The organism is Bacillus sp. EB106-07-01-XG149, assembly GCF_058791555.1.
Genome location: NZ_JBYTDP010000006.1, coordinates 118,159 through 133,440, shown reverse-complemented (window position 1 = coordinate 133,440; position 15,282 = coordinate 118,159). Strand labels below are relative to the sequence as shown.

Below are 15,282 nucleotides of genomic sequence, written 5' to 3'. Positions count from 1 at the left end.
GATAAGAAAATGATAAAATTTTACCTAATTACAACATAATGCTTACGATAATTGCAGATAAAATGCTAACGAGGGTAGCTCCATATAGTAATTTAAGGCCAAATCTGGCAACGACGTTTCCTTGTTCTTCGTTTAATCCTTTTACTGCACCTGAAATAATGCCGATAGAAGAAAAGTTGGCAAAAGAAACGAGAAAAACAGAAATGATCCCCACTGTACGGGGAGAAAGGCTATTGGAAATTTTACTAAGGTCCATCATTGCTACAAATTCATTCGTTACAAGCTTCGTTGCCATAATGCTACCAGCTATGACAATTTCAGAACTTGGTACACCGATAAGGAATGCAACAGGCGCAAATACGTAGCCGATTAATTGCTGGAAAGTAATGCCGAATATAATGAGGAATAGGTCATTAATGCAGCTAATTAATGCGACGAATCCGATGAGCATAGCGCCGACAACAATAGCTACGCGAAAGCCATCTAGAATGTATTCTCCAAGCATTTCAAAAAAGCTTTGCTTTTCGCCTTTTATTTCTAAAATATCTTCGTCATCTTTAACGTCATAAGGATTGATGATGAGTACGATAATAAAACCACTAAATAAATTGAGAACGAGTGCGGTTACTACATATTTAGGCTCGATCATTGTCATATAGGCACCTACGATAGACATAGATACGGTTGACATGGCAGAAGCACAAAGTGTATAAAGACGATGTTTTGGAATTTGAGCTAATTGCTTTTTAACTGTAATAAAAACTTCTGATTGGCCGACAATGGCAGAAGCGATAGCGTTGTAAGATTCTAATTTCCCAAGACCATTTATTTTGCTAAGGAAGTAACCGATCCAATGAATAAAAAATGGTAGTATTTTGAAATGTTGTAGTATACCAATTAAGACGGAAATGAAGACAATTGGTAATAATACAGTAAGGAAAAATGACATTTCACCTTTATTGGCAAGACCGCCAAATACAAAGTTTATACCATCAGCAGCATACTCGAGTAGCTTTGTAAACAGACTGGAAATGACCCGAATAAGTATGAGGCCGATTTCTGTATTTAATAATAAATAGGTTAAAATCAACTGTATAATAAGCATGATGAAAATTGGTTTAAATTTAATATGTTTCTTATTGTTGCTAGCAATATAAGCAAGGAAGAAAACAACGATAAGTCCCACGAAAAAAGTAATAAATTTCATAGTAAGCCCCCTAAAAGAGATATTCTGCTATATATGTTTTTCATTTCAAGGGAGAATATGCATCTTTGGTAAAGAAAGGAATAGAGAGAGCATGAATATATGTAGAGTGCACCACGTTGCAATTATTTGTTCGAATTATGAACTGTCAAAGGATTTTTATACTCGGATATTAGGTTTTAAAGCGATAAATGAAGTATATAGAAAAGAACGAGATTCTTATAAGTTAGATTTATGTGTAGGGGAAGAGTATCAAATTGAATTATTTTCATTTCCTAGTCCACCTGAGCGCCCAAGTTTTCCAGAAGCAGCTGGACTTAGACATTTAGCATTTGCTGTTACAAATATAGAAGAAGCTGTAAACCATTTAAAACAATGCGGTGTGGAGACTGAAGCGATACGTATGGATGAAATTACGGATAAAAAATTTGTCTTTTTCCAAGATCCTGATGGCTTGCCTTTAGAATTGTATGAGGCTTGAAATTGGTGAATTTTATATAGGGTTGCTTTCAAATAAATGAAGAAACTAAAGTGAAACTTCTTTTTTAAAGGAGGTGTAACTTTAGCTAAGAAAGCTAAAGGACATATGTGGATATTTTAAAATTATTGATGGTAGCCATCCTTATTGCGTTAACAGCATTTTTTGTAGCTGTTGAGTTTGCAATTATTAAGGTACGTAGCAGTCGTATTGATCAACTCGTTAGTGAGAAACGACGAGGAGCATTGGCAGCTAAAAAAGTAACTTCGAATTTAGATGAGTATTTATCAGCATGTCAGTTAGGTATTACAATTACTGCTTTAGGGCTTGGGTGGTTAGGAGAGCCTACTATAAAACATATACTCGAGCCGTTGTTTTTAAAACTACACCTATCTCCTGCAATTGCAAGTACAGTTTCATTTATTATTGCCTTTGCAGTTATTACGTTTTTACATGTTGTCATTGGTGAACTTGCTCCGAAGACGCTCGCTATACAAAGGGCAGAGCAAGTTAGCTTATTATTATCGAAGCCAATTATTTACTTTTACCGAGTAATGTATCCGTTTATTTGGGCGTTAAATGGTTCTGCAAGGCTTGTGACAGGGTTATTCGGATTACATCCGGCTTCTGAACATGAAGTTGCTCATTCGGAGGAAGAATTACGATTAATCTTATCCGAGAGTTATGAGAGCGGAGAGATTAATCAAAGGGAATTTAAATATGTAAATAATATTTTTGAATTCGATAATAGAGTCGCAAAGGAAATTATGGTACCTCGTACGGAAGTTGTAGGTTTATATGAGGACGAACCATTTGAAACACATATTAAAATAATCGCACAAGAAAAGTACACGAGATATCCTGTATTTGGTGAAGATAAAGATGAGATTATTGGGATGGTTAATGTAAAGGATTTATTTATTCGTTATATGGATGGTAATCGAGATGAGGAGTGCTCGATTACGCCATATACAAGACCAGTTATTGAAGTGTTAGAAAATATTCCTATTCATGATTTGCTATTACAAATGCAAAGAAAACGAATTCCATTAGCTGTATTATATGATGAATATGGTGGTACAGCGGGGATCGTTACACTAGAAGATATTTTAGAAGAAATTGTTGGAGAAATCCGAGATGAATACGATGAAGATGAACACCCGCCTATAGAGCATATAAGTGAAGGGTGTAAAATCGTAGAGGGAAAAGTGCTTATTAGTGAAGTAAATGATTTATTTGGCCTACACTTAATCGCTGATGATGTAGATACAATTGGTGGCTGGATTATGGTACAAAAGCAAATCGTTGCTGAAGGAGATAGTATTGAAGAACACGGCTTTTCTTTTAAAGTTCTTGAAAAGGATATGCATCAAATTAAACGAGTGGAAATAAAGAAGGTAGAAGAATGATTTTCTATAAATTTTTATAAAAGATATATATAGAAAAATAAATGTTTGCGCTTTCAAAAAAGGTGCTATATAGTGAAGGTGGATACTGAAAAATTCTTCTAAATGATACTCGTGTTTTTAGAGGCGAATTTTTTAGATAAGGATTTAGAATGAAAAGTATAGGTGATGAAAATGATAGCAACGAAGGATATACGTATAGAGAAAGATTTTTTAGGTGAAAAGGAAGTACCGAGTGTAGCTTATTATGGGGTACAAACATTACGTGCTGTAGAAAACTTCCCGATTACAGGATATCGCATTCATCCGTCACTCATTACGGCAATGGCAATTGTGAAAAAAGCGGCGGCACTTGCAAATATGGATACTGGTTACTTAGCTAAAGACATTGGATATGAAATTGCAGAAGCAGCGCAAGAAATTGTTGATGGAAAATTCCATGATCAATTTATCGTGGACCCAATCCAAGGCGGTGCTGGAACTTCTATTAATATGAATACAAATGAAGTAATCGCTAATCGAGCTTTAGAACGTATGGGATATGAAAAAGGCGAGTATGTGAAAATTAGCCCAAACACGCATGTGAACATGGCTCAATCAACGAATGATGCGTTTCCAACGGGAATTCATATTGCAACTCTTATGATGTTAGAAGAACTTCTTATTACAATGGAAGAACTTCATGCTGCTTTCCGTGAAAAAGCAAAAGAGTTCGATCACGTCATTAAAATGGGGCGTACACATTTACAAGATGCTGTTCCGATTCGTCTTGGACAAGAATTTGAAGCGTATAGCCGAGTGCTTGAGCGTGATATAAAAAGAATTAAACAGTCTCGCCAACATTTATATGCAGTGAACATGGGGGCGACAGCTGTTGGTACGGGATTAAATGCAAACCCTACGTACATTGAACAAGTGGTTAAACACTTGCGAATATTTAGCGGCTTCCCACTTGTTGGTGCAGAGCATTTAGTTGATGCAACGCAAAACACAGATGCATACACAGAAGTATCTGCGGCATTAAAAGTATGTATGATGAATATGTCTAAAATTGCGAATGACCTTCGTATTATGGCATCTGGTCCACGTGTTGGATTGGCAGAAATTCAATTACCAGCTCGTCAACCAGGTTCATCTATTATGCCAGGTAAAGTAAATCCTGTTATGGCAGAAGTAATTAATCAAGTTGCTTTCCAAGTAATTGGTAATGATCATACAATTTGCTTAGCATCAGAAGCAGGCCAATTAGAGTTAAACGTAATGGAGCCTGTACTCGTATTTAATTTAATTCAGTCTATCAGTATTATGAATAACGGATTCCGTGTATTCCGTGAATATTGTATTAAAGGAATTACAGCAAATGAAGAATTGCTGAAGCAATATGTAGAGAAAAGTGTTGGAATTATTACAGCAGTTAACCCTCATATTGGTTATGAAGCAGCATCTCGTATTGCACGTGAAGCAATTGAAACAGGAAAATCTGTTAGGGAGCTATGTTTAGAACATGGTGTACTGACAGAAGGAGAATTGGATATTATTCTAGATCCGTTCGAAATGACGCATCCTGAAATTGCTGGTGCTTCTTTATTAAAGAATAAGAAGATGTAATATGAAAAAAACACCGATCCATTTGGATCGGTGTTTTATTTTTAAAAGATATTAAATACAGCGTTTAATTGAAGTAAGCTAATGATAGCTAAGAAGATTAAACTGTATTTCATTGCTGTTTTAAATAGGGCAGATTCTTTACCAACTAGTCCAACTGCTGCACAAGCAACGGCTACAGATTGTGGTGAAACCATTTTTGCCATTGTACCACCTACTACGTTTAATGCAACAAGAGTAGAAGGAACGATATTTAATTGATCTGCAGTTACTGCTTGAAGCGGTGCGAATAATGAACCACTTGATACTACTGAACCTGTAATGAATACGCCAATCCATCCTAAGATTGGAGAAAGAACTGGGAATGCATTACCAGTAGAAGAGAATGCCAGTCCAAGTGTAGATGACATACCAGAGTAGTTCTCTACGTAAGCTAAAGCGATAACGCTACAGATTGTATATACTGGAGCTTTTAGTTCTTTCATTGTTTCTACTATTAATTCTTTAACCATTTTACCTTTTACGCGGTAAACGATAAGTGAAACAATAATTGCTAATACGATTGCAGTAGTTGTAGATGAGAATACATCAAACTTGAAAACAGCTGCGAAAGGTGTATCAGCTTTTGTAATTGGTGTAGTTTTCATAACAGCATTATGAAGACCAGGGAACTGAATGTTAAATACTAAGTTTGCTAGTGCGCCATCCGGAGCAAATAAAGCTTTAATTGGTTTTAAATTAAAGATTGTTACGAATGCAGTTAAGAATACGAATGGAGACCAAGCATATAAAATTTGATTGAATGTATGAGATTCTTGTTTTTCTTGTTTTTCTTCTGTAGAAGAAGATTTTGGTTGCCAAACACGTAAGAATAATGCTAGAGAAACCATACTTACAACGGCTGCGAAAATATTAGTAAGTTCTGCACCTAAGAAGTAAGTCACAAGGAACTGAGTAATAGCGAAAGAAAAACCACTTACAAGAATACCTTGCCAAGTTTCTTTAATACCTTTAATTCCATCAACCATTGAAACAAGTAAGAAAGGTAAAACAATACTAATGAATGGTAAAATAAGAACAGTTTGACGACCGATAGTTAATGCGTCTAGCTCAGTTAATTGTGCTGGTACTGTAACTGGGATACCCATGGCACCCATAGCACCACCAGCGATGTTAGCTACTAAACAAATACCTGCTGCTTTTAATGGATTAAAGCCCATACCTACAAGTAATGCAGCTGTAATAGCAACTGGAACCCCTAGACCAGCTGCGCCTTCTAAGAAAGCACCGAAAGAATAAGCAATTAATAATACTTGTAAACGTTGATCATTTGTAATGCTTGAAATACTATCACGAATAATGTTGAATTGCTCTGTTTTAACAGTTAATTTGTAAAGGAAAATTGCTGCGATAACGATAGTACAAATTGGATAAAATCCAGATAAAACACCGAATCCGGCAGATGCTACAGCTACAGTTGCTGGCATTTTATAAACGAATATAGCAAGAATAATAGCGACAATCACACTGTAAAGACCAGCCATGTAACTTTTCATTTTCAGTCCCATTAAACAAATGATGAAGCAAAAAATTGGAAGTGCTGCGATTAGTGCAGATAACCAAATATTGTTTAATGGGTCATAAATTTGTGTCCAAGTACTCATAATAATGACAACTCCTATCTATTTTATGTGAAGAAATTCACATTATTTGTGAAACAATTCACAATCAACTTACATGCTTAGTATATTCTCCTTCAACACTATTGTCAACGTAAAAAAGTATAATTATTCCATAATAGTGTTAAAAGAAATACTTTGTTCATAAAGTGGACAAAAAGCAAACGCCAATAGATTTGAGTTTGCTTTTTGAAGTTATTTCTATATTGTTTTATTTGTTCGTATATCATTAATCTTATATGTTAGATGACGTCTTTACATCAAGTATATAGGGTGTTGGAATACTTAAGCTTTGATAGGTGGTAACATGCTCGCCCGAGTTGATCTAGTAAGGTAGAGAAAGCAAATGCATTTAATAGGAAGTATTTCATCACAGTTCAAGCTATTGAATACGAATTTAAAAAGAAATAAGTTAATTTTTAATGTTAAAGTATCTCTTTTTACTGAAAATTCCTTTTAGCATAACAAAGAGGTTAAATATAACCCAAATACGTTACGAAAGGTTATCAATTATAGACGGTATTTTACAATATCATTACTGTACGTTGCAGTGAGGTGAAAATATAACAAAAAGCCTGATAAAACAACGTTTGTAAGCAAAGTATTCATAGCCCTTACTTTTGCTTTTTCATTATATCATATAGTATAATATTCAAAATCAGCAAGGAATTTTTCCTGAATTCTTTCCTGATAAAGGTGGAAAAATTTTTCAGCTTTATAGGTTGATAAAGTTATGTCGTAACAGGAAATATAAGAACAGATATATAAATAAATAAAAAGAAAATAAAAACGAAAATGAGGGGAACTTTATGAGCCAAAATCAATTCGAATGTCGTATTTCAGAAGAAGATGTACAAATGTTAAGAGCGTTAGCGCACCCGTTGCGTCTACGTCTAGTAATGGAACTAATGCAACGTGGAACTTGTAACGTAACACAATTACAGGAAGTATTAGAAATTCCACAATCAACGGTTTCACAACATTTAACGAAATTAAAACAAAATAAAGTAGTGCGCTTTGAAAGACGAGGGCTAGAAGTGTATTATCAAATTCATAATGATAAAGTAAGTGAAGTTGTAAAAACATTATTTTCTTAAAATTTGAATATTATGGAAAAAGACGTGTGGGATATACGTCTTTTTTTATTTGTCAGAAAGGTGATATGAGAGTAAATGTTAGCATGTAAGGAAGAAAAGGCTATCAATTAACATGTTGTTATATGGAATATATTCTAAAGGGAAAAGAAAAGATAGAAAGGAGTGTAGTAAGGAAAAGGAGGAATAGTAGTATGGATGTAAAACGTGTGAAACAAATCTTATCTTCTTCAAGTAGAATTGACGTTACATATGAGGGCGTACCAGTATGGATTGAGAGCTGTGACGAGCAGAGTGGAGTTGCTCAAGTGTATGATGTATCTAATCCTGGAGAAAGCGTTCACGTGAACGTGACGGCTTTAGAGGAGAATTAATAGAAAAGACGCTTCTAATTTTAGAAGCGTCTTTTTTATTATTCCATCATATGTGCAATTTTCTTAGAGAACATAAGAAGTACTAATCCTAGTACGATTACGATAACACCGATGCTTGCGAATACTTCTAAATATCCTAAAGATTGAGTGAAAGCAGCTAATTGTCCTGCTAAGAAGTTTGCACATCCAGTACCAGCTAACCATACACCCATTAATAAAGAAGCTAATTTAACAGGAGCGATTGCACTAACCATAGATAATCCGATTGGTGATAAGAATAATTCACCGATTGTGTGGAACATGTAAGTGAATACAATGAATAGTAAGTTTGCCTTCATTGTAATGTTACCTTCATCACTACCAGTTTTTAAAACAGCTAAAGTTAGAACTAAGTATCCAATACCTAGTAAAATCATACCTAGTGCCATTTTTGTTGGGATTTTTAAATCACCATTTTTTGTTTTTGAAAGCTTAATCCATAAAGCTGAAACAGGTAATGCTAGTAAGATAATGAATAGTGGGTTTACAGATTGGAACCAAGGTGTTGGAATTGTAAATCCACCAATTGTACGATCTACGAACTTATCTGTGTAAAGTGTTAAAGAACTACCAGCTTGTTCAAAGCCTGCCCAGAAGAATACAACGAAACAAGTTAAAATTAAAATTGCAGCTGTACGTTTTTTCTCTTGTGATGTTAAAGGTTTTTTCTCAATTACTTTTGCAGTTTTTTCTTTAGACTTTTTACCTACAACAGTTGTACCAATTGTTCCTAAGTAACGAGGTGCTAAGAAATTAAAAGCAACCTGTCCAATGATCATACCGATACAAGCTGTTAAGAATCCATATTTGTAATCTGTGAAGTAACCGCAAATGAATGGAGCGATAAGAGCTCCTAAGTTAATTCCCATGTAGAAGATAGTGAAAGCACTATCACGACGAGAATCGTTGTCGCTATATAATTGACCTAGTAAAGTCGAAATATTTGGTTTGAAGAATCCGTTACCGATAACTAATAATCCTAATCCTAAAAATAGTCCAGTTTTCGTATTCATTGAAAATAGTACAAAGTTACCAATTGCCATGATGATACCACCAATAGTAATGGCGTGTCGCTTCGTAATGAAATGGTCAGTTAACCAACCACCGATAATTGGTGTGAAGTATACTAACATTGTGAAAATACCGTATATTTGTACAGCAACTGCTTTATCAAATCCTAAACCGCCGCTTACTAAGCTCGTTGTTAAATAAAGAACTAATAAGCCACGCATTCCGTAATAACTAAATCTTTCCCATGCCTCTGTAAAGAACAACAAATATAATCCTGGTGGATGTTTTTTTGGTGATTGTTGCTCTCCAGCTTTGTCTAATTTTAAAGCTGCATCCATGTTTGTTTCCCCCTAATCCTGTATAACGGATATTTATGTAATTATTTTAATTCACAAAATATTTAGAAGTCAATAGAATTATATGGAAATAGAAAGAAAATTTCTAAAAAAATCTATTTTTCTTCAACCGTTACTGTATTTTTCCCTGAAAACTAGATAATAAGCGTTTTCAAATGTAATAATTGAATTCTAAAAGAAAATAAAATAGTGATTAATCGGAAAATTTAGATTAAAATATTTATTCTGATATAGAGAAAATATATTCTATTTACTTTTATAATATAACATATTGGGAATAAAAATACAAAATGAAATAATGTGACATTTAAGTGAATCAAAAAATAACCAGCTCCATAGAAGGGAGCTGGTTAGGGAAATATTATTTAACAAAGCGTTTTTCGATATCATCTAATAGTAGGTTAGCAGCCATTACACCACCGGCTGTATTCCAAATAACGTCGTCAACTTTGTATGCTTTACCGTTTTTCACTGCATTTAAATTTTTAAATAGAGGATCATTGATATATTCTTTTTCTAATTCAGAACCTTTTTTCTCGTTTCCTTTATCGAATGTGAAGTAGAATAATACATCGCCGTCCATTGCTGAAATACGTTCTTTAGATACGTTACGCTCTGCAAAGTCATCTTTATTTTGATCTCCAGGACGTTTAAATCCAAGTTCTTTTAAAATAACACCAGAGAATGTATCACCGTGATAAATACGAACATCACCAGGCATAAAGCGAACCATAGAGATTTCTTGATTTACTTTATCGCCTAGTTTAGTTTTTAAATCTTTCATACGTTTATCGTAATCAGCTAAAACCTTTTGACCTTCTTTTTCTTTATTTAATGCTTTTGCATAAAATTTGAAGTTATCTTTCCATTCACCACGTAGCGTTTCAGAGAACACAGTAGGTGCAATTGCCTTTAGTTGCTCGTACACTTTTTCGTGACGCATTTTGTTACCGATAATTAAGTCTGGTTTTAAGGAAGCGATTGTTTCCACGTTCACTTGCCCTTCATCACCAACAACCTTTACATCTTTCATTTTATCTTTAATATGTGGATACCATGGATCACCAGTCCAAGATTTCACAGCCCCAACTGGTTTTACACCTAACTCGAGTAAAGCTTCAGTGCCTTCATTTGTTAAAATAACTACACGTTTTGGACTAGCGGGAACTTCTGTTTTACCCATTGCATGTTCCACAGTAATCATTTCTTTTTTCGTATCTTCTTTTGATTCTTCTTTCGTATTTGATTTTCCACAAGCACTTAAAAGTAGTGAAAAGGCTAGTAAAAATACAAATACTGTAAACGATTTCTTTTGCACGAATTTCATTATGTACCCCCTACATACTGAGAAGTTTTTTCAATAGCAAGCATGATATTAAGCTTTTATCTTTTGATTGTCAATACATATCAATGAAAATAGTTCTCATTATCGTTGACAATGAGAATTAAGTTGAAATACACTTACAACGTATCATTATACATTGAAGGGGAAACGCTGCATGTTATTAAAAACAAATCAAGCAAAATGGATTGGGTTATTTGTTGGAATCATTGCAGTCATTATTTGTATTTGGGGAAGTATTATTTTCGGATATACAAATACGAGTTGGAAATTAGCGTTAGATGCTTTTTTCCATTTTAATGGTTCCAATGAACATATTATTATTCAAAATGTGCGTCTACCAAGGGCACTAATTGCAGCTAGTGTTGGTGCTAGTTTAGCCATTGCTGGTTGTCTTATGCAAACTTTAACGAAGAATCCACTTGCTTCTCCAGATTTTATTGGATTAAATTCAGGCGCTGCGTTTTTCATAGTTGTAGCAATTGTGGTTTTTTCTGTTACATCATTGTCAGCTTTTACTTGGATTGCCTTTTTAGGGGCAGCAGTTGCTGCAATCCTTGTATTCGCTTCTAGTTCTTTAGGAAAAGAAGGGACAACGCCTCTTAAGTTAACATTAGCAGGGGTCGCAATTAGTGCGTTATTTTCATCATTAACACAAGGATTACTTGTGTTAAATGAAAAGGCGCTTGAAGAAGTATTATTTTGGCTTGCCGGATCTGTGCAAGGAAGAAAGTTAGAAATTTTACAATCTGTATTCCCATATTTATTAATAGGCTGGATCGCATCTATTATGATGGCAGGGAAAGTAAATACATTGATGATGGGGGAAGACGTCGCGAAGGGGCTTGGACAACGAACAATTTTAATGAAATCATTCGTGTTACTTATTATTGTCCTGTTGTCTGGTGGTTCAGTTGCAGTCGCTGGTCCGATTGGATTTATTGGTATTATTACTCCGCATTTTGCCAGATTTCTTGTTGGAGTAGATCACAGGTGGAGAGTACCGTATAGCGGGTTGTTAGGTGCAATACTATTAATCTTAGCTGATATAGCAGCAAGATATGTCATTATGCCACAAGAAGTACCGGTAGGGGTTATGACAGCATTTATCGGGGCACCATTCTTTATTTATATTGCACGTAAGAGAGGGCTTAGCAAATGAAGAAGTATATTCCGTTTCGTATAGGAAAAGGCGGGCTCTCGTTTTTAATGTATAAACGAGCTTGTCTCGTCTTATTCAGTTTACTAGTTGTTTTAATAGGATTATTTTTTGCGAGTGCAGGTATGGGAGACATGAAAATTGCTCCTTATGATGTATGGCAAGCAATCACTGGAAATGGCGATGCGATGTCTAATATGGTTGTAAATAAGTTTCGTATGCCGCGTATTTTAATTGCCATCCTTGTAGGAATCGCACTTGCAGTAGCAGGATGTATTTTACAGGGTCTCGTTCGAAATCCACTGGCTTCTCCTGATATCATTGGGATTACAGGTGGTGCAAGTGTTGCAGTTGTATTATTTTTAGCTATATTTAGTGATAAAAATAATGCGCTAACCGTAAGCATTCATTATATGCCGTTAGCAGCCTTCGCTGGGGCAACGATTGTAGCGCTTTTTGTATATTTATTTGCATGGAGAAATGACGGATTATCACCGATTAGTCTTGTTTTAATTGGTGTTGGTTTTTGGGCATTAACGAAAGCGGCAACGACTTTGTTTATGTTGTTAGCGCCAATTTATCAAGCGAGTCAAGCGAATGTATGGATTACAGGTACTGTTTACGGTTCTTCATGGCAAAACGTTATGGTGCTTGCGCCGTGGGTTCTCATTTTAACGGTAATATCATTTATAGCTGCTAGGCATTTAAATGCGCAAGAGCTAGGGGATGATATTGCGGTAGGACTTGGTGTTCCTTTAACGAAGTCACGCGTATTCATGTTATTACTGAGTACAGCTTTAATTGGTGGCGCAGTTGCCTTCGCCGGAGGAATTGGGTTTGTCGGTTTAATGGCACCTCATATTTCACGAAGACTAGTTGGTTCTTTATACGGTGCATTACTCCCAGTTGCGGCTATTGTTGGTGCAATTTTAGTACTTGCTGCAGATTTAATCGGGCGTACAGTTTTCACACCACTTGAAATTCCAGCAGGGGTATTTACATCAGCAATTGGTGCACCTTATTTTATTTATTTACTTTATAAAAGTCGGAATTCATAAAGGGAGATGAATATGCAAAAAGCATTGGAGACGAAACGTTTGACGCTGTCTTATGGTGAAGCAATTATTATTGATGAGTTGAATTTAGAAATTCCAAAAGGCGAAATTACAATCTTTATCGGTTCTAACGGTTGTGGAAAATCAACTTTATTACGTTCACTAGCTAGATTATTAAAGCCAACAACTGGTGACATTTTGCTAGATAATCAAGCCATTCAAAGTATGCAAACAAAGCAAATCGCTCGTCAAATGGCAATTTTACCGCAAGGACCGCAAGCTCCAGAAGGGCTTACAGTATTGCAACTTGTAAAGCAAGGGCGTTATCCATATCAAACGTGGCTGAAGCAATGGTCAGAAAAAGATGAGGAAATGGTACAAAAAGCACTCGCAGCAACAGGTATGACAGAATTTGCTGAGCGTGATGTGCATGCTCTTTCCGGTGGACAACGACAACGTGCTTGGATTGCAATGACGCTTGCACAAGATACAGATATTATTTTACTGGATGAGCCTACTACATATTTAGATATGACTCACCAAATTGAAGTGCTAGATTTATTATTCGAATTAAATGAAACAGAACAAAGAACAATTGTTATGGTATTACACGATTTAAATTTAGCATGCCGTTATGCAGATAATATTGTAGCCATTCAAGATAAACAAATATATGCACAAGGTAAGCCGGAAGAAGTAGTAGATGAGAAGCTAGTACGTGATGTATTCCGAATGGAATGTCAAATCAGTACGGATCCGTTATTTGGGACACCACTTTGCATCCCGCATGGAAAAGGAAGACGTGTACGTAAAGAGGTTGCTCAAGTAATGAGTTAAATAAAAAAGGCGATGAGGATTCATCGTCTTTTTTATTTGCGGCAAGAAAATAAGAGGAAGAGGGGAATTCGTAAACGTCGTTCATATTCTTCTTCACTCTGAAAATAAGTTTGATTTGGTGTGGCTTCTTTTATGTTTGTAATCGTAAACCCGGCTTGTTGTAACAATGTAAAATACTCTTCTGTTGTACGATGGTATTTAATAACCTCCTGATCAATCCAAGGTTCAACGCGTTTTCCCGTTTTAAAATAATCATCGACGAGCCAGCTCGTAAATATGAAAAGTAAATGATAGATTTCTTGTAATGAATCATATATAATCTAAAATTGTAAGCGGTTACTTTAAACTATTTTTCTATAATAAATTCTGAAAACGTGTTAAGCTAGTAGAGGGATTATTAGAACTATTAAGACAATAATTCGCTTACATGAACGATGGGAGGCTTCACAATGTCTAGTAAAACACTTGCGAAATTTTTAGAAGAAAATTTAGAGGATTTAAAATCAAAGGGGCTTTATAACGTAATTGATCCGCTTGAGAGTTCAAATGGACCGATCATTACAATTGGCGGAAAAGAATATATTAACTTATCTTCAAACAACTATCTTGGATTAGCAACAGATAGCCGTTTGCAAGAAGCAGCAATTGGTGCAATTCATAAGTACGGCGTTGGAGCAGGAGCTGTTCGTACAATTAACGGTACTTTAGATTTGCATATTAAATTAGAAGAGACAATTGCAAAGTTTAAACATACAGAAGCAGCAATTGCTTATCAATCAGGATTTAATTGTAATATGGCAGCGATTTCAGCCGTTATGGATAAAAATGATGCGATTCTTTCAGACGAATTAAACCATGCTTCTATTATTGATGGTAGTCGTCTATCAAAAGCAAAAATTATTGTTTATAAACATTCTGATATGGAAGATTTACGCCAAAAAGCAATCGCGGCGAAAGAATCAGGTCTTTACAATAAATTAATGGTAATTACAGATGGTGTCTTCTCAATGGATGGAGATGTTGCAAAATTACCAGAAATTGTTGAGATTGCAGAAGAATTAGATTTAATGACATATGTAGACGATGCACACGGTTCAGGTGTACTTGGAAAAGGTGCAGGAACTGTAAAGCACTTCGGTCTATCTGATAAAGTTGATTTCCAAATTGGTACATTATCAAAAGCAATTGGGGTAATTGGTGGATATGTAGCAGGGAAACAAAACTTAATTGACTGGTTAAAAGTTCGTTCACGTCCATTCTTATTCTCTACAGCATTAACACCAGCTGATGCAGCTGCATGTATGCGATCAATTGAAATTTTAATGGAAAGCACAGAGTTACATGATCGTTTATGGGAAAATGGCCGCTATTTAAAACAAGGGTTAAAAGAACTTGGCTTTAACATCGGAGAAAGTGAAACGCCAATTACACCTTGTATTATTGGTGACGAAGTATTAACACAAGAATTTAGTAAACGTCTAAATGAAGAAGGCGTATATGCAAAATCTATCGTGTTCCCAACTGTAGCTAAAGGAACAGGACGCGTTCGTAATATGCCTACAGCAGCTCATACGAAAGAAATGTTAGATGAAGCAATTCGTAAGTATGAAAAAGTAGGGAAAGAAATGGGCATCATTTAAGTA

13 protein-coding genes and 1 pseudogene are annotated in these 15,282 nt (G+C 35.2%); 9 read left to right on the top strand and 5 right to left on the bottom strand.

Annotated elements, in window-relative coordinates; translation table 11 throughout:
• Window positions 1–28: 28 nt before the first annotated feature.
• Complete coding sequence (locus tag AC3WTA_RS22645; RefSeq protein ID WP_000668856.1) at window positions 29–1,207, bottom strand: NupC/NupG family nucleoside CNT transporter; 1,179 nt, start codon at window positions 1,205–1,207, stop codon at window positions 29–31.
• A gap of 91 nt (window positions 1,208–1,298) precedes the next feature.
• Here AC3WTA_RS22645 and gloA2 point away from each other — a divergent pair, with 91 nt between their 5' ends.
• The 3 genes from gloA2 to aspA all read left to right on the top strand — a co-directional run bounded on the left by gloA2 (window position 1,299) and on the right by aspA (window position 4,696).
• Window positions 1,299–1,685 (top strand): SMU1112c/YaeR family gloxylase I-like metalloprotein, encoded by a 387-nt coding sequence (gloA2, locus tag AC3WTA_RS22640; protein ID WP_001017670.1) that lies wholly within the window; start codon window positions 1,299–1,301, stop codon window positions 1,683–1,685.
• Between the two features lie 107 nt (window positions 1,686–1,792).
• Window positions 1,793–3,091: a hemolysin family protein gene (locus AC3WTA_RS22635; protein WP_000353288.1), complete on the top strand. Its 1,299-nt coding sequence runs from the start codon at window positions 1,793–1,795 to the stop codon at window positions 3,089–3,091.
• A 171-nt stretch (window positions 3,092–3,262) separates the two neighbouring features.
• The gene (gene aspA / locus AC3WTA_RS22630) at window positions 3,263–4,696 is read left to right on the top strand and encodes an aspartate ammonia-lyase (protein ID WP_492333035.1); all 1,434 of its coding nucleotides are present in this window, start codon (window positions 3,263–3,265) and stop codon (window positions 4,694–4,696) included.
• Window positions 4,697–4,737: 41 nt separating this feature from the next.
• Here aspA and AC3WTA_RS22625 read toward each other — a convergent pair whose 3' ends face one another.
• Complete coding sequence (locus tag AC3WTA_RS22625) at window positions 4,738–6,357, bottom strand: L-lactate permease (RefSeq protein WP_000109124.1); 1,620 nt, start codon at window positions 6,355–6,357, stop codon at window positions 4,738–4,740.
• Window positions 6,358–7,181: 824 nt separating this feature from the next.
• Here AC3WTA_RS22625 and AC3WTA_RS22620 point away from each other — a divergent pair.
• Window positions 7,182–7,469 (top strand): ArsR/SmtB family transcription factor, encoded by a 288-nt coding sequence (locus AC3WTA_RS22620; protein ID WP_000081429.1) that lies wholly within the window; start codon window positions 7,182–7,184, stop codon window positions 7,467–7,469.
• A 191-nt stretch (window positions 7,470–7,660) separates the two neighbouring features.
• Complete coding sequence (locus tag AC3WTA_RS22615; protein WP_000382684.1) at window positions 7,661–7,840, top strand: acid-soluble spore protein H; 180 nt, start codon at window positions 7,661–7,663, stop codon at window positions 7,838–7,840.
• A 38-nt stretch (window positions 7,841–7,878) separates the two neighbouring features.
• Here the strand turns inward: AC3WTA_RS22615 and AC3WTA_RS22610 are convergent, their stop codons facing one another.
• Window positions 7,879–9,228 carry a peptide MFS transporter gene (locus AC3WTA_RS22610; RefSeq protein WP_000338304.1) on the bottom strand — a complete coding sequence of 450 codons (1,350 nt, stop codon included), beginning with the start codon at window positions 9,226–9,228 and terminating at the stop codon, window positions 7,879–7,881.
• 379 nt (window positions 9,229–9,607) lie between these two features.
• Window positions 9,608–10,573 carry an ABC transporter substrate-binding protein gene (locus AC3WTA_RS22605; protein WP_000673897.1) on the bottom strand — a complete coding sequence of 322 codons (966 nt, stop codon included), beginning with the start codon at window positions 10,571–10,573 and terminating at the stop codon, window positions 9,608–9,610.
• A 172-nt stretch (window positions 10,574–10,745) separates the two neighbouring features.
• On the opposite strand from AC3WTA_RS22605, the gene AC3WTA_RS22600 reads away from it, so the two are divergent.
• Genes AC3WTA_RS22600 through AC3WTA_RS22590 form a run of 3 tightly spaced genes read left to right on the top strand, consistent with a single transcriptional unit; the run spans window position 10,746 to window position 13,639 of the window.
• The gene (locus AC3WTA_RS22600) at window positions 10,746–11,750 is read left to right on the top strand and encodes a FecCD family ABC transporter permease (protein ID WP_000925204.1); all 1,005 of its coding nucleotides are present in this window, start codon (window positions 10,746–10,748) and stop codon (window positions 11,748–11,750) included.
• On the top strand, window positions 11,747–12,805 hold the full coding sequence (locus AC3WTA_RS22595) for a FecCD family ABC transporter permease (RefSeq protein ID WP_000760065.1): 1,059 nt from the start codon (window positions 11,747–11,749) through the stop codon (window positions 12,803–12,805). Before AC3WTA_RS22600 ends, AC3WTA_RS22595 begins: the two co-directional genes overlap by 4 nt.
• Window positions 12,806–12,817: 12 nt before the next feature.
• A complete protein-coding gene (locus AC3WTA_RS22590; protein ID WP_001167945.1) occupies window positions 12,818–13,639 on the top strand; it encodes an ABC transporter ATP-binding protein in 822 nt (273 codons plus the stop codon).
• A 32-nt stretch (window positions 13,640–13,671) separates the two neighbouring features.
• On the opposite strand, the pseudogene AC3WTA_RS22585 reads toward AC3WTA_RS22590, so the two are convergent.
• Window positions 13,672–13,911, bottom strand: a pseudogene (locus AC3WTA_RS22585) (SAM-dependent methyltransferase); the annotation flags it as partial.
• Between the two features lie 177 nt (window positions 13,912–14,088).
• Between AC3WTA_RS22585 and AC3WTA_RS22580 the strand changes: the two are divergent.
• A complete protein-coding gene (locus AC3WTA_RS22580) occupies window positions 14,089–15,279 on the top strand; it encodes a glycine C-acetyltransferase (protein ID WP_000095906.1) in 1,191 nt (396 codons plus the stop codon).
• Window positions 15,280–15,282 lie beyond the last annotated feature (3 nt).

Coding starts and splice junctions, on each gene's coding strand:
- AC3WTA_RS22645 (WP_000668856.1), bottom strand. CDS start 1,207: ATGAAATTTATTACTTTTTTCGTGGGACTTATCGTTGTTTTCTTCCTT.
- gloA2 (WP_001017670.1), top strand. CDS start 1,299: ATGAATATATGTAGAGTGCACCACGTTGCAATTATTTGTTCGAATTAT.
- aspA (WP_492333035.1), top strand. CDS start 3,263: ATGATAGCAACGAAGGATATACGTATAGAGAAAGATTTTTTAGGTGAA.
- AC3WTA_RS22625 (WP_000109124.1), bottom strand. CDS start 6,357: ATGAGTACTTGGACACAAATTTATGACCCATTAAACAATATTTGGTTA.
- AC3WTA_RS22620 (WP_000081429.1), top strand. CDS start 7,182: ATGAGCCAAAATCAATTCGAATGTCGTATTTCAGAAGAAGATGTACAA.
- AC3WTA_RS22615 (WP_000382684.1), top strand. CDS start 7,661: ATGGATGTAAAACGTGTGAAACAAATCTTATCTTCTTCAAGTAGAATT.
- AC3WTA_RS22610 (WP_000338304.1), bottom strand. CDS start 9,228: ATGGATGCAGCTTTAAAATTAGACAAAGCTGGAGAGCAACAATCACCA.
- AC3WTA_RS22605 (WP_000673897.1), bottom strand. CDS start 10,573: ATGAAATTCGTGCAAAAGAAATCGTTTACAGTATTTGTATTTTTACTA.
- AC3WTA_RS22600 (WP_000925204.1), top strand. CDS start 10,746: ATGTTATTAAAAACAAATCAAGCAAAATGGATTGGGTTATTTGTTGGA.
- AC3WTA_RS22595 (WP_000760065.1), top strand. CDS start 11,747: ATGAAGAAGTATATTCCGTTTCGTATAGGAAAAGGCGGGCTCTCGTTT.
- AC3WTA_RS22590 (WP_001167945.1), top strand. CDS start 12,818: ATGCAAAAAGCATTGGAGACGAAACGTTTGACGCTGTCTTATGGTGAA.
- AC3WTA_RS22580 (WP_000095906.1), top strand. CDS start 14,089: ATGTCTAGTAAAACACTTGCGAAATTTTTAGAAGAAAATTTAGAGGAT.